Source organism: Fimbriimonadaceae bacterium (genome assembly GCA_023957775.1).
Lineage (GTDB): Bacteria > Armatimonadota > Fimbriimonadia > Fimbriimonadales > Fimbriimonadaceae > JAMLGR01.
Window position 1 is genome coordinate 136,643 of sequence record JAMLGR010000004.1, and the last position, 23,365, is coordinate 160,007.

Consider the following 23,365-nt stretch of genomic DNA (forward strand, 5'->3'; position numbering starts at 1 on the left):
TTGAGATTCACGTCGCCCGCCACCCTCCTGCTGCTGGTCCCCGTCGCGCTGGGATTGTGGCTCACCTACGGCCGCGTACACGGCATGATGCGCGGCCGAAAGCGGTTCGCCTTCCTGTTGCGCGCCGTGGTCGCGGCTTGTCTGGTCTTGGCTCTGGCCGGGCCGGAGTCCCATCGGGCCAACGAGGGGGTCTGCACGATCTTCGTGCTCGATCGTTCGGACAGCATCTCCGACGCCGACCGCAGGCGGGAGCAGTCGTTCGTCGAGGATTCCCTGCAGCACCTGGGGGAGAAGGACGCGGTCGGCGTCGTGGTCTTTGGGCGGGAGGCGATGGTCGATGCCGCCCCGTCCCGGTTCAAGGAGTTGGGGGCGATCGCCTCGGTGGTCGACCGCTCGGCCTCGAACCTCGCCTCGGCTCTGAGGCTGGCCTCCGCCTCGTTCCCAGACGGGAAGGCGCGCCGGTTGGTCGTCCTTTCCGACGGCAACGAGACCCTGGGCGATGCGGCCGACGCGGCCCGGGTCGCGGCTGCCGACGGGATCGAGATCGACGTGGTGCCGCTCGGGTCGCAGGGCCGAGCGGGCGAGGTGTTGGTCGAGAGTGCCGAGCTTCCACGCGATGTCCGCATCGGACAACCGTTCGCCGTGCGCGTCGGGGTCGACGCGGACCGCGCCACGCGGGCCGTCGTGACGTTGGATCGCGACGGGTCGATCGTCAGGCGCGAGACCGTGCGCGTGGATGCGGGCCGGAGCACCTTGGTCTTGAACGACGTGGTGGACGAACCGGGATTCCACCGGTACCGGGCGACCGTCGAGGCCGAGGGCGACCTGGACGCGCGCAACAACGTCGGCATGGGTTTCGTCGCCGTGCGCGGGAAACCGAGGGTGCTCGTGATCCAAGGGCACGACGGACCGTTGCCGGACGTGCTTCGGCAGCAGGGAATCCTGGTGGACGGGGTCGATGCGGGCGGGACTCCAGTGCGGCCCGAGCAGGTGCAGCCTTACGACGCGGTCATTCTCGACGACGTCAACGCCTCCAAGATCACCGAGCCGCAGATGAAGCTGCTCCGTTCCGCGGTGCGCGACACGGGGGTGGGTCTGGCGATGGTGGGTGGTGAGGACTCGTTCCTCCCCGGCGGGTGGTACGGCACACCGGTCGCCGAGGCGCTCCCGGTCGATCTCAACATCCGGCAGCGCAAGACGTTTCCGTCGACCTCGATCCTCATCGTGTGCGACACCTCGGGAAGCATGTCGATGGTCGAGGACGGTGTTCCGAAGGTCCGCCTCGCGGCAAAGGCCGCCGAGCAGACGATCACGCTCATGGGAGCGCAGGATCGGGGGGGTGTGGCGGGCAGCACCGACAAGATCGATTTCGTCGCGCCGATGCAGAAGCTGTCGAACAAGCCGGCGGTGATCGGCCAGATCCAGCGGCTGGGAACGGGCGGGGGCGGAATCTACATCATGCCGTCGATGGAGTTCGCCAACGACAACCTGTCGAAGGAGCCCTCGAAGGTTCGCCACCTCATCCTGCTCGCGGACGGGGCGGACAGCGAGATGCAGGAGGGAGCGCTCGCGCTGGCGCTCGACATGCGCGGACGCAAGATCACCACGTCGGTGGTGGCGATCGGGGACGGTTCGGACGTGCCGTTCCTGCGCCGCCTGGCGGCCGTGGGCGGGGGCCAGTTCTACCTGGCGGAGAAGGCGGGGCAGTTGCCCTCGATCTTCACGCAGGACGCGGCCGTGATGTCGCGCTCGGCGATCGAGGAGGGTGCGTTCATTCCGAAGATGGTGCTGGGCGAGGAGATCCTTCGCGGACTCTCGCCCGAGGGTGTGCCCCCGCTATTGGGCTACTGCCTGGCCGACGCGAGGCCGCTGGCGCGGGTCGGGATGCGGACGCAGAAGGACGATCCGCTGCTGGCTGTGTGGCAGTTCGGCTTGGGCTCGAGTTTGGCCTTCACGTCGGATGCGAAGCCGCGGTGGGCGGCCCAGTGGGTGCCCTGGGGCGGTTTCGGGAAGTTCTGGGCGCAGGCTGTGCGCGCGATCTCGCGTCGCGCGAGCTCCAACGCCTACGAGATGCGCGCGCAGATGGACGGTGCGGAGGGCAAGGTGGTGCTGGAGGCGAAGGACCCCACCGGCAAGCCGTTGGACAATCTCCGGCCCGACGTGCGGGTGTCTTCGCCGCGGGGCGGTTCCGAGGCCGTGACGATGGTGCAGAAGGGCCCGGGCCTGTACGAGGGGCGGTTCCGGGCCAACGAGATCGGCTCCTACATCGTCACCGTTGCGGAGACCGATGGTTCCGGGGCCACGCGCGTTTCGTCGTCGGGCTTCTCCATGCCCTACCCTCCGGAGTACCGGGCGTACCGCGCCAACCGGCCGATGCTGGAGGGTTTGGCGCGCGCGGGCGGCGGGCGCGCGCTGGCGGAGCCGCGCGAAGCGCTCCGTCCGGTGGCGGTCCCGGGCGAGTCGATCCAAGAGCTGTGGGCGGCGTTTCTCTTTGCCGCGGCGATTCTGCTTCCACTGGACGTCGCGGCGCGCCGGGTGGCGATTCCGTTCGGCGAGATGTGGGCGGCTTTGGCGTCGCGCCTGCGCGCCTTGCGCCTTCGCGAAAGGGAAGATGTGGTGCCGCAGGTCGAGGTGGCGGGACGGCTGCAGAGCGCGAAGGCGCGAGCCAAGCGCGAGGTGTCGGTGCCAGAGGTCGAAGCACCCATCGTCAAGTCCGAGCCGCGGAAGCCGGAGGGCTCACCGGCTCCCTCAGGCGGCGATGCCGCCGCGCGTCTGCTCGACGCCAAGCGCCGCCGAAAGGGCGACTAGCCCTATGGCAGTGCAACCCCCGGGTGCCACCCTGGGTGCCACGCCCGCTTGGCGGGCGTGCCGGGAGTACCAGCCCTTGAACCCACGCCAGCGGGCGTGCCACCCGGTGAGCGAGCTACTCCGCCAGGCGGAAGCCGGTGAACTGCCAGCGTTTCTCCGGTTGGAAGAAGTTGCGGTACGTGAGGCGGATGTGGTCGCGGGGCGTGGCGCAGGACCCGCCGCGCAGCACGCGCTGGCCGTTCATGAACTTGCCGTTGTACTCGCCGAGGGCCCCTGGCTCGGGGCGGTACCTGGGATAGGGCAGGTACGCGCTGCTCGTCCACTCCCACACATCGCCCAGAAGCTGCGCCATCCCCGCCGCCGCAGTCGCCCGAGGGTGGAGGAGGCCGTCCTCCACGAAGTTCCCCTCGGTCGCCGAGGGGCCTGTGCGCCGAGCCGCGTGCTCCCACTCGAACTCCGTCGGGAGGCGCTTGCCCGCCCACGACGCGTAGGCGTCCGCTTCGAAGAAGCTGACGTGGCAGACCGGCTCGTTCGGGTCGAGGGGACGCAGGCCCGAGAGCGTCATGATCTTCCATCCCTCGTCGGTGGGAATCCAGTAGAGGGGATGCTCCCACCCCTCGCGCTGGACCGTGTCCCACCCGTCGGAGAGCCACCATCGAAACTCGCCGTACCCGCCGTCCTCCACAAAGCGGAGAAACTCGCCGTTGGTCACCAGGCGGTCCTGCAGTTGAAAATCCTCGAGGAGCGCCTGGTGCACCGGGCCTTCGTTGTCCCACGCGAACCCTCCGCTGCCATCGTCGCCGATCGGCACGATGCCTCCGTCGAACTCCGCAAATCCGGCAGGGCGTTCCTGGCTGGCCGAGGGAGCGGCGTTCTGGTACGCGGGGAGGAAGGGACTGCTCGCGAGGATGTATTTGATGTCGGTCGCGAGCAGCTCCTGGTGCTGCTGCTCATGCTGGAGACCGAGAAGCGAGAGGGTTTCGAAGGCACCCCACTCCGCCTCCCCGATTTCGGCGACGGCTCGGCCCATCGCCTCGTCGACAAATGCCCGGTAGCCGAACACTTCGGCGAGGGTTGGCCGGGAGAGCATGCCTCGACTCGAGCGTGCGATCCGCGTGCCGAAGGTGTTGTAGTAGGAGTTGAAGACAAAGGCGAAGCGCTCGTGGTAGGGCTCGAAACCGGGCAGAAACCGGGGGAGCACCAGCGTTTCGAAGAACCAGGAGGTGTGCCCGAGGTGCCACTTGGGCGGTGAGACGTCCTCGATGGGCTGGACCACGGTGTCCTCGACCTCGAGGGGGCGGACAAGCGCTTCGGTCTGGGCACGGACCCGTCGGTACCGCGTCAAGAGGGCGTCCCGGGAGGTGAGAGGCGGCGCGTTCATGGCTTAGCCTACACAAACCACAAACCACTCAGCCTCCGCCGAACACCCTTTCGCTCGAAGCGAGCCGCTTCATGTACTGGTCGCGGAACCGGGTGAACCGGCTCTCCATCGGCGCAGGGCGCCCCTTCACGAACACATGGTGCACGGTCGTGGTCAGCTCGAACGGATCCCCGTCGGTGACGATCAGATTCGCGAGCTTGCCGGTCTGCAGGCTGCCGATCTGCTTGTCCACCCCGAGGATTTCGGCGGTGGACAGCGTGAGCGCGCGCACGGCGTCCTCGACGGACAGCCCGTAGGCGCAACTCTGCGCCACGCGGAACGGCAGGTTCATCGCGTCGGCGTTGTCCTCGCTCATGAACGCGAACTTCACGCCTCCGCGCTTGAGGAGTGCGGGAAGCGCGTAGGGCGTGTCGTACGGCTCCCAGTCGGCGGTCGGCGCGTTGGCGAAACCCGAGGATTTGCCGGCGGGCTCGATCAGCACGGGAACGTTCGAGGACGAGAGGAGCTTGGTCTCCTTCCACGCATCCTGCGCGCCCAGGAGGATCGGCTTCAATCCATGTTGTTTCGCGAATGCCACGGCGGCGCGGATCTGCGCGGCGCTGCGGACGCGCATGACCACGGGCCGCTCGCCTCGAACATAGGGGATCATCGCGTCCAGTTGGAGGTCCACGGGCACGTCTTTCCCGTCGGCGCGCGCCTTCGCGTACGCGGCGGCCTTGTCGAAGAACTCGTTGATCGGCCGCATCTGTGCGTCGGTCGGAGCACCCCCGCCGCCGCCGCGCCGCCGCTGAAGCAGCCCGCCCGTTTCAAGATCGTGGGCGTGGAGGAGGTGCCCGTCGGACCATCCGCCCGAGATGAGGTCGTTGAAGCCCGCGTCCGCGCAGTCTGCTTCGGCGGGCCTCCCGAATCCTCCGCCTCCCGGTAGGTTCACCCAAAGCGGTCCCGGATTCTGAAGGCCCATGCTCTCGGCCGTCCACCCGAAGGTGTGGATGACCGCGCCCCGGCCCGAGACCACCCCGCCCGAGGGGTGGGTCATCACGTTCGTGATGCCGTTGAAGCGGGCGGTTTCAAAGTGCGCGCTCTGGACCTGGACGCCGGTGAGCGCCTTCAGGTCCGGCTGATAGGAGCCGGCCTCCGAGGGGCTCCCCATCACGTCGATGCCGCCGATCTCGGACAGCCCCATCGTGTTGCTCCCGTCGATGAAACCCGGGTACACGTGAAGGCCCGTCCCGTCGATGCGCGCCGCCGAGCTGGGAACCGCGACGTCTTTGCCGATGGCCGTGATGGTGCCGTTGACGAACACGATCGTTCCACCCTCGATCACCGGGCCCGACACGGGGTGAAGGGTCGCTCCAATCACCGCGTAGGCGGCCGAGGCCGGAAGCGTCTGGGGAGCGCGGCGCGGGTGCGAATCGAGGACGTTCTTGGTCGTCGACGCCTTGTCCACCCCGAAGGCGTCGCGGCGCTGGAAGTACACTTCGCCCTCGATCAACGTCATCGCGCAGCGCGAATAGACGCTGAGCGGGTGGCCGTCCCAGATCGCGATGTCGGCGTCCTTTCCCACTTCCAAGGTGCCGGTGCGCTTGTCCACGCCGATCTGTTTCGCGGGGTTGATCGTGATGAATTCGAGGCACTGCTGCTCGGTCATGCCCCCGAACCGCATGGGTTTGGCCGCGTCGACGTTCAGTGCGACCGTGCCGCCCAGGGAGTCGGTGTTGATGGACATCAACACCCCCGCCCGAGTGCAGATCGCGGTGTTGTAGGGAATGTTGTCGTACGCCTCGAGTTTGTAGGCCCAGCTGTCGGCGAACACCGACGCGCCCACGCCGGCTTTCGCGAGTTCCGGCGCGATCTTGTACGCCTCGAGCGCGTGCTGGAGATTCAGCTTGAACCCGTACTCCTGGCTGAGCCGCACCATCATCAGCATTTCGTCGGCCCGATAGCTGTGGCACTGCACCCAGATGCGCTTGCGCAAGATGTCGGCGAGCGTCTCCAGCCGGAGGTCCTTGCGGGGACGGGGACCTTCGAGCGTTCGGCCATAGGCGTCCCACTCGGCCATGTATTTGCGGGCCTCCTCGAACGCGCGCCGATACACGGACTCCACGCCCATGCGCGTGCGCGGGTAGCGCGTCGAGTCCGCCGAGCTCATCCGGGTCACGTTTTCACCCAGGGCGAACTTGATCATCCTCGGCGCGTCGGGAACGGGCAACTCCTGCGGAGGGCGTCCGTACTTGAACTTCATGACCATGCTTTGGCCGCCGATCGCGTTGGCGCTTCCGTGCAGGACCATGCCGGTGGTTTCGCCGCTGGCCACGGCCTGCCATACGTTCTTGGCGAAGGGGTTGATGACGTCGCCGATCCGGACTTCCGCGGTGATGCTGTCGGTGCCTTCGTTGGTGCCGTCCGAGCCACGGTGGGCGTGGGCATCGACCAGACCGGGCGTGACGACTTTGCCGCGGGCGTCGATCACTTGGACGCCTGCGGGAGCTGCAAGGTGGGGGCCGATCGCGGCGATCTTGCCGCCCCGCACCAGGATGTCGCCTTGCTCGAGAACGGGCCCGGCCACCGGTAGGATCCGCCCGCCCCGGATCAGCACGTCGCCGTGCGTTTCGATGGTGGGCTTGCGCTGCGACTCCAGCTCGTAGGGGAACTCCTGGGCGCCCGCGAGGGTCGCCAGGAGGAGTGCGGTGCCGAACATCCAGCGCCGCTTCACGACTTCACCTCGAACGCGTTCCCGTCGACGACGACGCGCGTGACCTTCGACTTGGGGTCGGCGAAGTCGCCGTCCATGATCGTCAGGAATGCGGGCTGCCCCACCCGGATGACGCCTGCTCCCACGCCGAGCAACTCGGCCGGGGTCGCAGTCAGGGCCCGCAGCGCGTCGGCGCGGGGGAGTCCGTGCTCGATGGCCGTTCGGACGTTGGAAAGGAAGTCGCCGAGGGCGTCGCCTTCCGAGGAGAACGCAAGCGGGACGCCGGCCTCCGCCAGAGCCGCGGCGTTGGCGGCACGCTCGGTCCAGTCGCGCAACTGGTCTTCGCGGACCGCCCTTGGAATCGAGTCGCCCGGCTCGGTGCCCTTCTCCTCTTCCAACGAGGGCGGGGTGCCGACGTTGAGGTTCACCAGGACGGGAATCCGCTGTTGGGCGAGCATTTTGGCCTGCCGGTACGCTTCGCGTCCTCCGGCGATCATCGGCTTCATGCCAAATTCGCCGCAGATTCGCACGGCTCTCACGATCTCGAGTTCGGTGTCCGCGGCGAAAACCACGGGCATCCGCCCGGTCGCCGCCGGCGCTGCGTTGGCGAGTGCCTCGTCCTTCTCGTCCGTGTCGAGCGTCGCGTAGCGCTGCGCGTCGAAAAGGGTCTGCCGCATCAGCGCGATGATGCCGAGCACGTTGCCCGGGTACCCCGCGCCCGAGCCGCCGCGGAAAGACATCTCCAAAGCAAAGTCGGGGTGGGGCAGCTCCTGCGGCTCCCCAAGCATGGGAGCGATCGCGCAGATGCCGCGCAACGTCCCGCTTCCGGGAGCCAGAAGCGCCGCGGTGAGTCCCTGCTTGTGGAAGTCCCCGGCGCTGGCCTTCAGGCTGAGGTGGGCCGCCGCCCGGACGTCGGACCGGATGCCCTTGCGGTTCTTCTCCCACATCGTCGCGGGCGCCGTGTCCTTGTCGTCGCGCGGATCTTGGCTTGGAGCGGCGGGAATGTCCAGGCCCCGGGTGGTGTAGGCGTCGAGAAAGCCGGGGTAGACCGTCTGCCCCTTGAGATCGATCGTCTTCGCGCCGCCGGGAGCCTGCAGATCCTCTCCGACCGAGACGATCTTGCCGCCTTGGATCACCAGGGTCGCGTTTTCGAGAACGGTCCCATTGCCCAGTTCGATGCGGGCACCGACGAGCGCAAGGGGCCTGGCCTCTTGGGCGGATCCGACGCATAACGAACCCGCGAGGAGCAGACTGACGAGGATGGGGCGTGAATTGGAAGGAAGCAGCATGAAGGAATCTCCACCTGGCAGACGGCCAGAAGCCAGGATGATCCCAGCATTTCGCCGCACCCCGCCCGATTCCTTCCGATTCCCGATTCCCGATTCCCGATTCCCGATTCCCGTCTCCCGTCTCCCGTCTCCCGATTCCCGTCTCCCGTCTCCCGATTCCCGATTCCCGTCTCCCGATTCCCGTCTCCCGATTCCCGTCTCCCATCAGAGTAGAATGATACAGTTGTGTTAAGTTCCCCCTCGTTGTTGCAGGAGTTGGCGGACCCGTCGCGCCGCGCCATTCTCGGGACGTTGCGCCAGCAGCCGCGCTCCGTGGGCGAAATCGTCGAGCTGACCGGACTCAAGCAGCCCAACGTTTCCAACCACTTGGGGCGGCTCCGGGAGTCGGGCATCGTGGAGGCCACGCGCGACGGCCGTCGGATGGTGTACCGACTGGCCTCCGGAGTGGTGGACAACGTCCTTTCGGCATCGGTCGTCCCTCGATCCACAACGGTGGATTCCGAACGGGTCCGTGCTTGGGCCGATCGTCTCTTTGCCGGCATCGTCGAGGGGGACCATCGAGGGGCGAAGGCCGTGGTGCGGGAGGCCTTGGAATCAGGGCTCGCCTTGGTGGATCTGTACGTGGACGTGTTTGAAGCAGCCCTTGCCCGCGTGGGGTCCTGGTACGAGCAGGGCCGGCTTTCGGTGGCGGACGAGCACCTTGCCACCAACATCGTCCAGCGTCTCATGGCTTGGGCGAGTTCGGCCGCCCCCGGGGAGCTTCCCGTCGACAGGAAGGCCGTCATCGGCTCCGCGGCGGGAAACCAGCACGACGTCGGTCTTCGGATGATCGCGGACGCTTTGAGCCAGCGGGGATGGGACGTGCGCTATCTGGGGGCCGACGTGCCCACACCCGACTTCGTCCGGCACGTTCGCCACGAACGCCCGGACGCCGTGCTCGTCGGATGCGGCGTCGAAGCGGCGTCTGCGGAGGCCAAGCGGCTGGTCGGAGAACTCGACAGCCTGCGGCTGAGCGAGGGTCTGGATTGCGTGATCGGCCTGGGCGGGCGCTACATCAACCTTCATCCAGCATTCGCAAAGGCCAGCGGAGCCGATTTCTGGGACCAGGACCTCCGCTCGCTGCTCGCACGGTTGGACCGCGTCTCCACCCCCCGCGTGGACCTCTGACCCCCACCCTTTTGAAAATAGTGAAGCCAAGGGGTTGACAACGAGTGATATATCAGTGAATAATGATATATCACCTGAGGAGGTTGACAACTGAAATGAAGATCCGATTTGGAAAGATGAATGCCATGGTCCTGGCCGGTGCGATGCTCGCGGGACTGGTCACCGCGGCCGGCCCGAGCAAGGACATCGTGGATACGGCCGTCGGTGCGAAGGACTTCACCACGCTGGTGAGCCTCGTCAAGGAAGCCGGCCTCGTCGACACCCTGAAGAGCAAGGGCCCGTTCACAGTCTTCGCCCCCAGCGACAAGGCGTTTGCCAAGCTCCCCAAGGCCACCGTGCAGAAGCTCATGAAAGATAAGGAGCTTCTCAAGCAGGTCGTGCTCTACCACGTGGTCGCAGGCGAAGTGACGGCGGCCCAGGTCGTGAAGCTCTCCAAGGCGACGACCGCGGGCAAGGAGGACGTGATGATCAAGGTCGTCGACGGCAAGGTCATGGTCAACAACGCGACGGTGACGGCCACTGACATCATGGCGAGCAACGGCGTGATCCACGTGATCGACACGGTGCTCATCCCACCGACGAAATAACCCCCCCCACTAGGAGGTCTGCCGGTGCTCAAGGAGTGAGCCCGGCTCCTCCGCTGCGGACGCGAGTCCGTTGCGGGGGAAGGAGAGCTCCCCCACTGGTCGCATCGGTTGCGACCTACTACCCTCCGCCCTTCCCGTCTGTGGGAGGGGCTTTTTGTTCATGGCGGGCGTCTCCGTCGCCGCCGGGTTCGCCTCCGCCATCGCCTGGCGCAATGTCGGGCACGGTCGTTCCGATGTCGTCGGGAGGGGGCGGTGCACCCTGGTCCTGCGCGGGTTCCGCGGCGGGGGGTTCGCTGTCGGGCTGCTCGCTGGGAGGCGGCTCCTCCGAGGGCGTCGTCCTTTGCACGGGCGCGGAGCGGGTGCGGGTGCGCGTTCGCTTGGGCGCTGGCGCGACGCTGACGTCCACGTCGGGTTCGCCGGAGAAGCGCCGCGGCTCCTCCAGCGCTTTGGCGGACGCCTTGACCTCTTCGGCCGCCGCCCGGCCTTCGAGCAACGGGCCCAGCACGAAGAAGCCGATCGCCGCAAGGACGATGGGTACCGCGAACCACTTCACGGCAAAAACGATGGATGCACGCTTCGCCATCGCTCCCATTATGCGCCGGTGCGTGCGAAACGAGAGGGGGGATGTTTCACGCAGGGAACGCAAAGGGCGCGAAGGGGGGGATGGTTCACGCAGGGAACGCAAAGGGCGCAAAGCGGGGATGGTTCACGCTGAGAACGCAAGGGGCGCGAAGGGGATGTTTCACGCAGGGGACGCAAAGCTCGCAAAGGGGGATGGTTTGCGCAGGGAACGCAAAGGACGCAAAGAGGGGCACTGGGTAGGCTCACGGTCCATGGCATCGAGCGTCGAGGAGACTGTTTTTGAGTGCGAGGCGCTCGACGTGGTCGAGCGCGCCGAGATCGATCCCCGATCCTATCCCTACCGGCGTCTCGAGGTGTCCACCCGGGTGTGGCGCCCCTCGATGCGTTCGGTCGAACTCGACAACCCGTGGGTACACGCGATCTTTGCTCCCGAGCTCGGCGGACGGATCGTCTCGCTCAGGCGGGGACGGGCAGGCGAGGAGCTTCTCGCCGGGGGCGATCGGTTGGAGCCACGATCGACTTGGGGTCGAGGCGGCATCGAGCATGCGCGCGACGCCTATCTCGACCACGGGGTTCAACTCCTGGCGCCCGACCGTGGGAACGTGTCGATGCCGTCTCTGTCGCCCGTGGAAACGCTGATCTCGCCGCCGATGGACGAGGACGAAGCCGCGTCGGTCGTGATGGCGGGTCTTGCGGGTGGAGATCTGGCCTTTCACGTGGTGGCCGAGCTTCCTCCGGACCGCGCGGAGCTCGTGCTGGAAGCCCGGTTCTTCAACCGGAGCTTGACCCGCCCGTCGCCGTACAGCGCCGCTTGGCGCGCGCACGTTCCCGGGTTTCAGCCGTTCCGGGACCACCAGGTTTCTGCCGCGGTGCACCCCTCGTCGGGCGCCGGGTTGGCGTGGATCTTCGACCCGAGGCTGCTTCGCGAGCCGCGGTGGGACGGGGAGGGGCTGGAGATCGGGAGGCACCCCGGAGGGACTCTTCTTGGCCCGCGGCAGAGCGACGTCGTTCGCGTCGCGCTGGTGCCGCTTCAAGGAATGGCGGGGCTCGTTGCGGCAACCCCCGACCTGTTCGCGGCCGTTCAGGGGAGGTCGCTGCGATTGTTGTCGGTTGGGACCACGGCGGGGTGCCGGGTCTTTGTCCTGGTGGGGAGAGAAACCCTCGAGGCGACGCTGGACCTCGACCCGACGACCCCGCACGAGTTGGATCTCCCCGGCCAACCCGAGGGGCTGGAAGTGCGCGGGCCCGACGGCGCGGTGCTGCTTCGATGGGAGCCCGGATCGAAGGAAGCCCTCCTCTTTGAATCGACGCCGGTGCCCGCGAGCCTCGCGGCGCTCGTCCGACCTGCGGCGAACTCCTGCGAGGAGGCTTACCTGCGCGGCGCCGCGCGACGGTCGAACGGAGAGGATCCCTCGGTCGAGTTGGCGGTCGCCGCCATCGCCCCGGAGTTGCGTTCCCTGTGCCACCTCCAGGGCGCGATGCACCTGCTTCGCTCGGGTGATTCGGCACGCGCGTCGAGGGAGGTCGAGATCGCGCTGGGGTTCAACGCGGAAGACCCCTTGGCGTGGTGGCTCAAGGCCGTAGCCGATCGTCTTTCGGGCGGGGGCTCCGACGAGGCTCCGGAGTTGCCCAACGCCCATTTTCTCGCTCCGCTCGAGCCCGCGTTGCGCGCCGAGGCTTTTCTCTCCCAAGGCGCCGACGGGGGACCGGACCCCAACCCGCTCCTCGCACCGTTGGCCGAGATGCCCGATGTCGCACTTGAGGCGGTCTGCCTGGTCTTGGATCTCGGCCTGTGGGATCAGGCGATCCGCCTGACCGAAGAGCTGCTCCGCCACCGCGAACAGCCGCTCCTGCGCTATCTGCTCGCGTACTCGCACCTGCGCGCCACGGGTATGGAAGTCGATGTCGCCCACCATCTGGGGTTGGCTGGCGCGCAGCCCTTGCAACCCCCGTTCCCGAGGCGGGACGTCGAATGGCGGGCCCTCCGGGAACTGGCCCGGCACCGGCCCGAGGACGCCCGGTTGGCCGAGTGGAACGCTTTGGCCTCGATCTTGGAGCCCCGACCCTAATCGCGGGTGTCGTCCTTCACGAGCGCCAGCAGCTCGCCGACCGTGTGTCCTCCTTCGACGGGGTGCCGCAGCGGCGCGTCCAGCAGGATCGTGTACCGATTTCGGCGGCCCACCTTCGTCGTTTCAAGGACCCGCCTTGCCAAGGTCCCGCACGATGGGTTGCCTCGACTCCGGGTTCGGATGGGATGGGGGCGTCTGACGAGATCAGGCGCTCCGGCGTCGGAACTTCCAGCGGCGCGCCACGGGCACAAAGAACATCACGAGCCCGCTGAAGCCCAGAGCAAAGAGAGCCAAGGCTACGGCGGGCAAGACCCAGGTGTGCAGGTGGTCCGAGAAGAAGCGCAGGTCGTGCAGATCCTCGAAGAAGTGATCTCTGCGCTGAGAGACGCTCAACACCGACCCGTCGGCGCCGTCCACTTGGACCTCGTGGTACCCCTCGTTGCTCAGCACCTTGAAGATGTTCTTCTCGGGACGGTAGTCCACGCGATCGACGTGCGCGACCGTCTGGAGTTCGGCGATGCCGAGCGCGAACACGGTGGCGTAGACCTGCTCGAGGGGAATCACCGTCGATGAGACCGAGCCCTTGCGCGTGGCGGGCTGGATCCACTCGACGCTCCGCTTCAGAGAGAGCAGAAAGCCCGTGGCAGAAACCAGGACGAGGAACAGGCAGGCAAAGATGCCGATCCAACGGTGGGCGACCCGCAGCGTGCGATACATGGTGGCAGTCTACACCTGCTCGCTGCCGGCCGCTTTGAGTTCAGGCCTTCGCGGCGCCTGCGGGCGGGACCGGCGAAGGGTGTCGGGCTTGGACCATCGTCTGGTATCCGGCCCAGATCAGCAGCAGGCCGATGCACTCGCCGACGTAGAGAACCTCGACGTGGCCGGCCTTGGCGAACCCGCCCCCGATCCCGGGAAGGAGGGCTCCGGCCGCGATCAGCGCGTTGCCGATCGCACGGGACCGGCCTCCTTCGATCTGCGCGTACCGTTTCGCACTGAGCACGGCTCCTCCGATGAGGAGCACGGCCGCATAGCCGTTGATCAGCGGGGTCAGCAACCGCACCCAACGCCACGCGAGGATCGCTCCGGAGGGTCGGGTGGGTTCGAGCGCCGCAAGGTTCACGGGACTCGCGATCACGAGGATGGCAGCGACGGCGACGAACGCGAGGGTCGCATACGAGAGGATGTTGGCGGTGCGCCGCTTGAGAAGCAGGTACGCGGTGCCTTGGGCCAGCGGGTAGCCCCCGAGGAGTGCGCCGGCGACGTACCACATTTTGGTGAGTTCGACGGAGTTGCCGGTGAGCGTGATGGCGCTCTCGATGCCCGTACCAAGTCCATAGCAAAGGGCCCCGATGGCCCACCACATGAGATGGGGTCCGGAGCGGCGCACCTGCGCCGCCCGGACCAGCACCACGAAGAACCCGAGGGAGACCGCCGTGGTGAGGAGAGGGAGGTAGTGGAGGGGGTTCTGCGTGGTCATGGCGTCAGTTGGCGGTTCCGTTCCAGTACCGGTCCATGATCTCCGGGGCGGGATCGTCCACTCGGAGCTGGTCGATCGCGCGCGGCTTGGCATGGCTGTCGAGCCACAGGATGTTCACGGTGTCGTCGTTGAATCGGGGCCAGAGCTGGCCGGTCGCGTTCGCGTTGGGCCGCTCGCCGATCCACCGGCTCGGCGGCTCGATGCGGGAGTAGCCGATCGTCGAGGTGATCGTTCCGCCTCCGGGCCGGGTTTTGTCCTTCATCGTCGACTCGCCGAGGAAGACGGTCGAGGCGGGCGAGTTGATCGCCGAGGCGTTCTTTCCCACGTAGTAGAAGGGCGTCGGGTTGGTCCCGTTGGGATCGTTGCCCATGATCTGCGTGGCGAGGTAGCGGTAGTTGTAGCCGTAGCTCGGGTTCGCTCCCACGATGTAGAAGTGCAGCTCGTTGTTCGGATCGAAGCGGCCGCGTCCCTGGGAGTCCACGAGGATGGGATCCTCGTCCTTGTCGGCGGGGCAGAGGAAGATGCTCTCGCTCTTCGTGTAGGGAAGGAGCAGCACGGGCCAGTAGTAGAAGCCCTGGGTGCTCGGGATGCTCAGATTGTTGGCGTCGTAGTAGTACAGAGTCGGTGTGGTGTCGTCGGTGTCTCCCATGTAGAGGAGCATGGCAATGCCGACTTGGCGCATGTTGCTCATGCTCATCGTTCGCTTGGCGGCGGTCTTGGCCTGCGCGAAGACCGGGAAGAGGATGGCCGCAAGAATCGCGATGATCGCGATCACGACCAGAAGCTCGATCAGCGTAAATGCACGTTTCACTCTCATGCCCTAAGGAATCCCATACGGTGGAACCTCGTGACTTGATGTTTTTGACGATCACCTCCCCGTTTCGTTGAACCCAGCGAGGCTTCGTCAGATTTGTCAACTCGCCGTCAGAATGGGAGCCCGCGGGGGGAGTTTCACGCAAAGGACGCAAAGGACGCAAGGGGCTCAAGGGTTTCACGCAGGGGCGCAGAGGCGCGGGGGAAGGGGGGACGAGGGTGCCACGCCCGCTTGTCGGGCGTGCGAACCCAAGACCCAAGGCCCAAGGACTAAGGACGAAGGACGAAGGACCACAACCGGTCTACCCCAGCGTCGCCCGCAGGCGCGAGAGATCGCCCATGAGCTCGGTGAACTGCTCGGGCGTCAGGGCTTGCGAGCCGTCGCTGAGCGCGACCTTGGGGTTCGGGTGCATCTCGACCATCACCCCATCCGCCCCGGCGATCATCGCGGCCATCGCCATCGGGGCGACGTACCTCGCGACGCCCGTGCCGTGCGACGGATCGACGATGACCGGCAGGTGCGAAAACTCCTTCAGCACCAGAACCGCCGCCAAGTCGAGCGTGTTGCGCGTGTAGTTCCGATCCAGGGGCAGGATGCCGCGTTCGCACAGGATCACGTTCGGGTTTCCCTGGTGGAGCACGTACTCGGCCGCGAGGAGGAACTCGTCGATCGTCGCTCCGGGACCGCGCTTTAAGAACACGGGCTTCCCGCTGCGGCCCGCCTCCACGAGAAGCGGGAAGTTCTGCATCGACCGCGCCCCGATCTGGAGGATGTCGACGTACCTGCCGACCAGTTCGACGTTCTCGGGGCTCATCACCTCGGAAATCGTGACGAGGCCGAACTCCCGCCCGACGCGCTGCATGATCTGCAGCCCCTCTTCGGCAAGGCCCTGGAACGCGTAGGGCGAGGTGCGCGGTTTGAAGGCGCCCCCGCGCAGGACGGTCGCCCCGGCCTCTTTCACGATGCGGGCGGACTCGGCCAACTGCTCGTACGACTCGATCGAACAGGGGCCGCCCATCATCACGAAGTCGCCGCCTCCGATGGACACCCCTCCGACCTCCACAACGGAGCGCCGGCCCTGAAACTCCATCGACGCCAGCTTGTAGGGGCGGCTGACGTGCGTGACCTTGTGCACGCCGGGCATCGAGGAGATCGTCACATCGAGCGGTTCGCGGGCCTCCTGGGGGATCGCCGAGGGAATCCCGATCGCCACACGATCGCCGGGCAGGACCAGCGGTTCCAACTTGAAACCGCGGATGGCGTCGCAAACGGACTCGACTTGCTCCGGGCTTGCGCCGCGCTGCATGAGGACGATCATTGGGGCTTAGGATACCGCCAGCACCCGATGAGAACTAAACGGAACTCTTATGCCTCGGCCCTTCCGGACGGAGTTGAATGAAGGTGGCCTACGGGGCCAGGAGGTCGGCATGCAAGAATCTTGGTTCGTTCGGTTCGCGAAGGGCGCCGCGTTGGCGGCGGGGCGGCCCTTGGCGTTCCTGGTCGCAGCCGCGATCGTCGTCCTTTGGGCGCTGACGGGCCCGTTCTTCGCCTTCGGCGACACGTGGCAGTTGGTGATCAACACCGGCACGACGATCATCACCTTTTTGATGGTGTTCCTCATCCAGAATTCGCAGAATCGCGATACCCATGCGATCCAGATCAAGCTCGACGAGTTGATTCGGGCGACGCACGACGCGCACAACGTGCTCCTCGATCTGGAGGAGTTGGACGACACCGATCTTGAAAAGATCAAGAAGCGGTACCAGCGGCTTGCTGCCAACGCCCGTCGACGACTGCGCGACGGCGAGCCGGACAACGGCACGCCACGTGTGGAGGCAAACGAGGGTCTGGATTAGTCGGTACCAGGTTTTTCGCTCCGTTTCGATCCGCTGTCTCGGGGGGTGTTACTCTGAGGCTAAGAACGATGATTGGAATCGCGATCGCCTTAGCAACTCTGGGAACCCAGGCCGCCCCGACGCCCATCCTTGCCGAGGGGGTGCGTTGCCACCCCGAGAGACTGCTCGTACGCGTGGCGTCGCCGTTCGCGGAGAACGGACTCCAACTCGCGGGGGTGCGCGTGACGCGACGCATGCCGGAGATCGGCTGGGTCGTCGTTTCCGTACCCCGCAGGAGTCTCCAGGCGACCCGCGCCCGGCTCAACCGCTGGCCCGGCCTGCGGGCGGAGTACGATCGGGCGGCCGAGCCGGCCTATGCCCCCAACGACCCCCTGTGGCCGCAGATGTGGCACTATCCCGCGATCGGCGTCGACGCGGCGTGGGACCTTTCGTTCGGAAGCGCCGTGCCCGTCGCCGTCATCGACACGGGAGTGATGGCGGAGCACGAAGACCTCGCCGCGAACATGTGGACCAACGCCGGAGAGATCGCCGGGAACGGCATCGACGACGACCACAACGGCTACATCGACGACGTCCATGGCTGGGACTTCGCGTACAGCGACGCCGACATCACCGATGTCTTCGGACACGGAACAGCGTGCGCGGGCATCGTTGCCGCGGTCCAGGACAACGGGCTCGGAGGCACTGGAGTCGCGCCGCGGGCGAAGATCATGGCCCTCAAGACCGCGACGAACGACGGCTACTTCTACGACTCCGCCACGGTCCCGGCCTATCTCTACGCGGCCGCCATGGGCGCCAGGGTCCTGTCGATGAGCTACTTCTCCGACCGGGTGAGTTTGGCGGAGCGAGACGCGATGAACTACTGCACCGAACACGGCGTTCTTCCCGTCGCGGCGGCGGGCAACGCGAACTCGGTGATCCCGTTCTATCCGGGCGCCTACCCCAACGTGGTCGCCGTCGCGGCTTTGGACACCAACCTGCTTCGCGCCGGCTTCTCCAACTGGGGCTCGTGGGTCGACGTCGCGGCCCCCGGAGTCAGCCTGGTGACCACCACGAACGATGGCTCTTACACCTTCGGATTCGCGGGCACGAGCGGCGCGACGCCGCACGTCGCCGGCGTCGCCGCCCTGCTGTTCGGGGCGCGGCCGGCCGCGACGGCCGCCGAAGTGCGCGACGCCATTGAGGACACGGCCGTACCCATCGTGCAGGCGCCGTTCGGAGAGTTCTCGAACTACGGCAGGGTGGACGCGTTTGCGGCCCTGACCGCGCTCCTGGGCACCGCGGCGCCTCCCAGGCCCGGGGTCGTGCGCTGGATGAGCCCGACCGCGGTCTCCATCGCCTACGCCGCCAGCGAGGAGGCGATCGTCCACCGAGGCCGCATCCAGGGCCGCGGATTCCAGGCTCCGGGGAATGTGAGCGTCTGGTGGGGGCCGTTCCCGGTTCGCATCCTGGCGCGCGACCGCGACTGGATCGATGTGGACCTCCCCTTGGCGCCCGGCGTGCTCCAGGTCAAGGTCGATGGCGTGACGGTCGGCACCGTACGCATGCCCGCCTACGAACTCGGCGCCGACGAGGTGCACGAGCCGGTGATGATCTACGGGTTGGCCGAGGCCTCGACGCAAGGGGCCACCCTGACCGGCGGATTCACCGAGACGGCCAACCAGGACGGCCAGGAAATGCGTTGCACTCGCCGCGAGGACGGCACCATTCTCGTTCAAGGCACGTTCCAGAACGTCCATCTCCTCACGGATCGCGCGTACTTGAAGATCCTTCGGCGCTACACGCCGACCAGCGCAGGGACAGAGCGGCTTTATCTGTACGATTGGACGTCGGGTTCGTACCCCTACGGCAACTGGGTCCAGATCGGGTCCAGACCCCTCAGCGCCGGCGGCTTCGCCACGTATACGGTCTCGAATCCCTCGCGGTTCGTCGATCCCGAACACACGGTGTACTTCCTCCTTCAGACCACGAACGACGTGGTGGAGGGGACCGAGTTGCGAATCGACATGCTTCAGTTCCGCAACGCGATCCCGCGCTAAGCGGAGGGCTCCAGCAGTTCGGCAAGCAACCGCAGGGCGCCCTGCTTGTCGAGCACCTCGTTGCCGCTCGGGCAGCGGGGGCTGAGCAGGCAGGCGGGGCAACCGTCCCGACAAGGGCAACCGGACAGGAGCCGTCGTGCCGCGGAGGCCCAGTCGCCTCGGCGGCTCCAGAGGCTCTCGCACAGGCCCACGCCCCCCGGCGCGCGATCGAAGACGAACAGGGCGGGTGCGAGCGTTTCGGGGAACAGGGCGTACCACGTGCTCCCAAGATCCTCTCGATCGCACCCCGCGAGAAGCGGGGCGACCGCCATCAGCGCATGCTCGAGTCCGTGAAGCTCGGCTGCGCGCCGCATGCTCTCTTCAGGATCGTCCGCCTCGGGAAGCGACAGGTGGATTCCCAGCGTGTCGAAACTCTGGGTCGGCAGTTCGAGGGATTCGACGCTCAGGACGCGGGCGCCGTCGTGGGCGATCCTTCGGAACCCCTCGACGGAGTCGGTCACCCGCAGAGCGCCCCATCGCGCGAGGTGGCGTCCCCAGGCTTCCTCCTCGATCCGTTCGCCGGACTCCAAGATCGATTGGGTCAGCGGCTGGGTGTAGTAGTCGACGTCCTTCTGCACCACGTGGGCCTCGCAGGTGTCCAGGTCGAGTTCGGTGACCAGATAGCTGATGCCCCGGTGGAGGTACACGGCCCCCTCGTGCGCGTGCTCGAGCGCGCGCCATCGCTCCATCGAGCCCAGCTCCTCGCCGTTGTGGATCAGGAGGACCGTCCCTCCCCCGCCGGACCGAATGTCGACGCCGGGGGCGGGCGCCTCGTGGGCGGGGTTGAAAAAGACGCCCCCCCGCCGTTCCAGGACGCCCTCGTCTTCGAGCGCTTCGGCGACGTCCAGCGCATGGGGGCCGAACGCGTCCAACTCGGAAGGCGCGAGCGGACGTTCGTGCGCCGCGCACCGCAGTTGCTGGGCGAGGATGCGCGGGTTCTCGGGATTGGCCGACACGCTCTCCACGGCGGCTTCGAGCACCAGTTGGGGCTCTCGGACGAGAAACTGCTCGAGCGGGTCTTCGTGGGCGACGAAGATCGCCAGCCCTTCGCGCGAGCCGCGCCCCGCGCGTCCCGCCTGCTGCCAGAAGCTGGAGACCGTTCCCGGGTAGCCGTTGAGGATCACGGCGTCGAGGCCTCCGATGTCGACCCCGAGCTCCATCGCGTTCGTGGCGGCGAGCCCCTTCAGCTCACCGGAGAAGAGGGCCCTCTCGATCCCGCGGCGCTCCTTGGCCGTGTAGCCGGCCCGGTAGCTCTCGATGGATGAGGGGGGCGTGCCGCCCCGCTCCAACCGGCGCCGCGCGTACTGGAGGACCAGTTCGGCGGTGATGCGCGACCTGCAAAACGCCAGGGTCGTGAGCCCGTTTTCCACCAAGGTCGCCAGGATTTCGGAAGTCACCAGGTTCGGGCTCGCCCGGGACGCGTCGTCGAGGGTCGGTGGGTTCCAAAAGACGAAGGTGCGGCGCGCTTGGGGCGATCCGTCCTCGTCCACGACCGCCGCGTGCCGGCCCGTGAGCTTTCGGAACAGCTCGGTGGGATTGCCGATGGTCGCGCTGCACGCGATGATCTGCGGGCGGCTGCGATGCCATTCGCACAGGCGGATCAGCCTTCGGAGGACATTGCCGACGTGGGAGCCGAACACCCCCCGATACACATGCATCTCGTCGATCACGATCACGCGGAGGGATTTCAGGAACTTCGCCCAGGTCTCGTGCCCCGGAAGGATGCCGACGTGCAGCATGTCCGGATTTGTGAGGACGATGTGGGCCCCCTTTCGGATCGTGGTCCGCTTGTACTTCGGTGTGTCGCCGTCGTAGGTGGCGGGCCACACGTCTGGGGGACAGAGCTCCTCGAGTTTGCCAAGTTGGTCTTGGGCGAGGGCCTTGGTCGGGAAAAGAAACAGGGCGCGCGCGGCCGGTTCGGCGAGGCACGCGTGGATGGCCGGAAGGTGGGTGCACAGGGTCTTGCCGCTGTTCGTGCCGGTGACGACCACGACGTCGCGTCCGTCGAGGGCCGCGTCCACGGCCAGCGCCTGGTGGGCGTACAGCCGCCCGCGCCCGGTCGCCTCCAGCCGCTCGGCGAGCCGTGGGTGCAGCGCGTGGCGAAGCGAGCCCCACTTCGGGGGCCGCGGCTCCGTCACCTGGATGGAGGCGATCTGCGAGGCCAAGAGCTCGTCCTCGCGCAGGCGGTCGAGCGGGTTCATGGGCTCAGTCGAGGTCGTCGAGTTCGGGGGAGCTGCTCCCCGAGTTGCGGGTCGTGAAGCGCACGGCCATGACGCTGAGGATGAAGAGGAGCGACAGCGGCACGGCCATCATCAACATGCTGAAGGCGTCTTGCGAGGGCGTGAGGATGGCCGCGGCGAAGAAGATCAGGGCCGTGGCCTGGCGCCAGTACTGCACCAGCGTATCGGGCCCGATCAGGCCGACCTTGCCGAGCATGAAGACGATCAGGGGGAGCTGGAAACCGATCCCGAACGCCATCATCATCTTGAGGATGAAGAACACCATCGTGCCCGGCTCCTGGATCATCTGCGTGCCGGGAAACTCCTCGATGTAGCTGAAGAACCACTGGAACGCGCTCGGCAGAATCAGCCAGCAGAAGAACATCCCGATCGCGAACAGCACCACGCTGAACGGCGCCATCAGGGCGAGCGGTTTCCTCTCGGACGGCCGGAGGCCGGGTTTGACGAACCCCCACAACTGCATCACGAGGAAGGGCAGCGTGATGCCCAAGCCCAGCATGAACGAGAGCTTGAACTTGAGCATGAAGGGCTCGGTCGCGTTCCGAAAGGCCTCGGAGTAGACGCCGGCTTCGAGCAGTTTGGGGGGAACGGAGTCGCGGACGAGTTGCGACAGGGCGGTGTAGAGGGGAGGCTCGATGAACCAGCCCAGCACCCATCCCGCGACGATGATGAGGAGAATGCGGAGGATGCGGTCGCGAAGCTCTTCGAGGTGTTCGCCCAAAGTAGCGCGAAACTCTTCCGGGTCCTCGGAAGAGTTTCGCGTGGAGGTGGTTCGGCCCTTTAGCGGGAGGCGCATACGGGGTCGAGTCTACTTTTCGAGCGTGAAGATCTGCTGAACTTTCACACGAACGTACAGCGGTGTGCCCGAGCCGCCCGCGCCGCGGCCCGTCTGGCCGCCTCGCTGAAGCCCGGTGTCGCCTCCGCCGGGGGCACCCTGGGGACCGCCGCCGGCCGTTCCCATCGGGCCGCCGCGCCGGCCGCCGCCCTGGGCTCCGCCGCGCTGGAAGAACCCCTCGCCGATCGCCCCGCCGCCCTTTCCGTTGCCGGGCAGGTCGGGACCGCCCGTTCCCGCTGCCCCCATGGGGCCGCGCCGTCCGCCGCCCGCGGGCGCGCCCATGGCGCCGCCGCCGGCGGCCGCTCCGCCATCGGCGGCTTGCTCGACCTTGCGGTCGATGGTAATGTCCCGGATGATCTTCACGATCTTGCCGGTGTCGAGCGCAAACCAGATGGTCTCGGTCATGGCGACCTTCTCGTCGGTGAAGTCACGGCCCGCCTCGGCGAGCTTGATGCCTTCGATGCTCTTGGTGCCGGCCTGGATCGCGTGCTGGATCTTCGCGCACGGGAAGCCCATCTCCCACTCGACGCCGAGGAACTGGCCCACCGCGGGGAAGTTCTCGACGACGGTCGGCTGCTCGTAGATCTGGTCGAGATCGAGTTTGCCCCACTGGAAGCGGCCCTGCCACCGATCGCCCGGCTTCACGGCCTTCTGCGGGAAAGAGGGCAGGGGGAAGTCGGCGAAGAGGTCCGTTCGGGAAGGCTCGCCGGCCGTTCCCTGCATGGGCACGTACAGCGGGATCGATCCGAAGACCTCCTTGCCCGTGGGGTCGAGGCGCATGTAGATCGGCGCCATCTCGTAATCGTAATAGCGGCGCGGCTCGGTCTGATCGAGCGTCGTCAGCGTCGCATAGTCCTTTCCCTTGTCGGGAAGGGCCTGCATGCGGAGGAGGCCGTCACCGTTGGGGTACCGGTTGTCCACCGCATAGAGGAGCCGGACGGACTCCGACTCGAGCGGAAGCTCGGCCGCGCGGCCGCCCAACTGGTTTTGCGCTTGGGTGATCGTCGAAACCGCGACCCGCTGCTCCATGTTGTAGACCATCTGGGCGCCGGGGACGAACTTGTAGCGCAACGCGATGCCATCTTCCGGGATTGGAATGTTCGCCGAGTTCTGGACGACGACGTCGACCGAAGAGCGGTCCACGATGCGCGGAGCGTCGTTGAAATCGACGTAGAGCACCACTTCGATCCGCAGATCGCCGTCGGGAATGTTGCGCGCCTTGGTGTCGAGAATGTACTCGTAGAACTTCTCGCCCTTGTCAAGCACGGTGGCTTCGACGAACTTGCCGCCGACGAAGATGCCGACGTAGCCCCCGTCCGGGATGCTGTCCCCAGGGATGTCGATCTTGACCTTTTCGCGCACCTTCGATCCCTCCGCCGGGCGGACGATCGTGAAAGGCGCCTGCGCCAGCGCGAACGCCGCGGCGAACAAGCCCAACAAAACTCCAATGCCTCGCTTCATGCGAATTCCTCCAAACAGGGCAGCGACGA

At 66.9% G+C, this 23,365-nt stretch carries 17 protein-coding genes; 6 read left to right on the forward strand and 11 right to left on the reverse strand.

Annotation, left to right across the window (positions count from 1 at the left end; genetic code table 11):
• Positions 1 to 2,808 carry a VWA domain-containing protein gene (locus M9921_04935; GenBank protein MCO5296183.1) on the forward strand — a complete coding sequence of 936 codons (2,808 nt, stop codon included), beginning with the start codon at positions 1 to 3 and terminating at the stop codon, positions 2,806 to 2,808.
• Between the two features lie 115 nt (positions 2,809 to 2,923).
• Here M9921_04935 and egtB read toward each other — a convergent pair whose 3' ends face one another.
• Genes egtB through M9921_04950 form a run of 3 tightly spaced genes read right to left on the reverse strand, consistent with a single transcriptional unit; the run spans position 2,924 to position 8,170 of the window.
• Positions 2,924 to 4,189: an ergothioneine biosynthesis protein EgtB gene (gene egtB, locus M9921_04940; protein ID MCO5296184.1), complete on the reverse strand. Its 1,266-nt coding sequence runs from the start codon at positions 4,187 to 4,189 to the stop codon at positions 2,924 to 2,926.
• Positions 4,190 to 4,217: 28 nt separating this feature from the next.
• Complete coding sequence (locus tag M9921_04945) at positions 4,218 to 6,902, reverse strand: amidohydrolase family protein (protein ID MCO5296185.1); 2,685 nt, start codon at positions 6,900 to 6,902, stop codon at positions 4,218 to 4,220.
• Positions 6,899 to 8,170, reverse strand: coding sequence for an amidohydrolase family protein (locus M9921_04950; GenBank protein ID MCO5296186.1), 1,272 nt, complete (start codon positions 8,168 to 8,170; stop codon positions 6,899 to 6,901). The genes M9921_04945 and M9921_04950 overlap by 4 nt, the downstream gene beginning before the upstream one ends.
• 225 nt (positions 8,171 to 8,395) lie before the next feature.
• On the opposite strand from M9921_04950, the gene M9921_04955 reads away from it, so the two are divergent.
• Together M9921_04955 and M9921_04960 are read left to right on the forward strand one after the other, a co-directional pair.
• Entirely contained in the window at positions 8,396 to 9,337 is a 942-nt protein-coding gene (locus M9921_04955; protein ID MCO5296187.1) for a metalloregulator ArsR/SmtB family transcription factor, read from the forward strand.
• Positions 9,338 to 9,432: 95 nt separating this feature from the next.
• The gene (locus tag M9921_04960) at positions 9,433 to 9,924 is read left to right on the forward strand and encodes a fasciclin domain-containing protein (GenBank protein MCO5296188.1); all 492 of its coding nucleotides are present in this window, start codon (positions 9,433 to 9,435) and stop codon (positions 9,922 to 9,924) included.
• A gap of 118 nt (positions 9,925 to 10,042) precedes the next feature.
• Here M9921_04960 and M9921_04965 read toward each other — a convergent pair whose 3' ends face one another.
• Positions 10,043 to 10,507, reverse strand: a complete 465-nt coding sequence (locus M9921_04965) for a hypothetical protein (protein MCO5296189.1) — start codon at positions 10,505 to 10,507, stop codon at positions 10,043 to 10,045.
• A gap of 250 nt (positions 10,508 to 10,757) precedes the next feature.
• Between M9921_04965 and M9921_04970 the strand changes: the two genes are divergently transcribed.
• A complete protein-coding gene (locus M9921_04970; protein ID MCO5296190.1) occupies positions 10,758 to 12,575 on the forward strand; it encodes a DUF5107 domain-containing protein in 1,818 nt (605 codons plus the stop codon).
• Positions 12,576 to 12,779: 204 nt separating this feature from the next.
• Here the strand turns inward: M9921_04970 and M9921_04975 are convergent, their stop codons facing one another.
• The 4 genes from M9921_04975 to aroF all read right to left on the reverse strand — a co-directional run bounded on the left by M9921_04975 (position 12,780) and on the right by aroF (position 16,184).
• Positions 12,780 to 13,292: a PepSY domain-containing protein gene (locus M9921_04975; protein ID MCO5296191.1), complete on the reverse strand. Its 513-nt coding sequence runs from the start codon at positions 13,290 to 13,292 to the stop codon at positions 12,780 to 12,782.
• A gap of 40 nt (positions 13,293 to 13,332) precedes the next feature.
• Positions 13,333 to 14,052, reverse strand: coding sequence for a hypothetical protein (locus tag M9921_04980; protein ID MCO5296192.1), 720 nt, complete (start codon positions 14,050 to 14,052; stop codon positions 13,333 to 13,335).
• A gap of 4 nt (positions 14,053 to 14,056) precedes the next feature.
• Positions 14,057 to 14,869 carry a prepilin-type N-terminal cleavage/methylation domain-containing protein gene (locus M9921_04985; GenBank protein ID MCO5296193.1) on the reverse strand — a complete coding sequence of 271 codons (813 nt, stop codon included), beginning with the start codon at positions 14,867 to 14,869 and terminating at the stop codon, positions 14,057 to 14,059.
• Positions 14,870 to 15,167: 298 nt separating this feature from the next.
• Positions 15,168 to 16,184: a 3-deoxy-7-phosphoheptulonate synthase gene (aroF, locus tag M9921_04990; GenBank protein ID MCO5296194.1), complete on the reverse strand. Its 1,017-nt coding sequence runs from the start codon at positions 16,182 to 16,184 to the stop codon at positions 15,168 to 15,170.
• Between the two features lie 109 nt (positions 16,185 to 16,293).
• Between aroF and M9921_04995 the strand changes: the two genes are divergently transcribed.
• Together M9921_04995 and M9921_05000 are read left to right on the forward strand one after the other, a co-directional pair.
• Positions 16,294 to 16,722: a low affinity iron permease family protein gene (locus tag M9921_04995; GenBank protein MCO5296195.1), complete on the forward strand. Its 429-nt coding sequence runs from the start codon at positions 16,294 to 16,296 to the stop codon at positions 16,720 to 16,722.
• 68 nt (positions 16,723 to 16,790) lie between these two features.
• Positions 16,791 to 18,761 carry a S8 family serine peptidase gene (locus M9921_05000; protein MCO5296196.1) on the forward strand — a complete coding sequence of 657 codons (1,971 nt, stop codon included), beginning with the start codon at positions 16,791 to 16,793 and terminating at the stop codon, positions 18,759 to 18,761.
• On the opposite strand, the gene M9921_05005 is transcribed toward M9921_05000, so the two are convergent.
• From M9921_05005 to M9921_05015, 3 genes are read right to left on the reverse strand one after another with little or no spacing between them, the layout of a single operon-like run.
• The gene (locus M9921_05005; protein ID MCO5296197.1) at positions 18,758 to 21,001 is read right to left on the reverse strand and encodes a DEAD/DEAH box helicase; all 2,244 of its coding nucleotides are present in this window, start codon (positions 20,999 to 21,001) and stop codon (positions 18,758 to 18,760) included. The two genes, M9921_05000 and M9921_05005, sit on opposite strands and share 4 nt — an antisense overlap.
• 4 nt (positions 21,002 to 21,005) lie before the next feature.
• Positions 21,006 to 21,836 carry a twin-arginine translocase subunit TatC gene (tatC, locus tag M9921_05010; protein ID MCO5296198.1) on the reverse strand — a complete coding sequence of 277 codons (831 nt, stop codon included), beginning with the start codon at positions 21,834 to 21,836 and terminating at the stop codon, positions 21,006 to 21,008.
• A 12-nt stretch (positions 21,837 to 21,848) separates the two neighbouring features.
• Entirely contained in the window at positions 21,849 to 23,336 is a 1,488-nt protein-coding gene (locus M9921_05015) for a hypothetical protein (protein MCO5296199.1), read from the reverse strand.
• Positions 23,337 to 23,365: the final 29 nt, after the last annotated feature.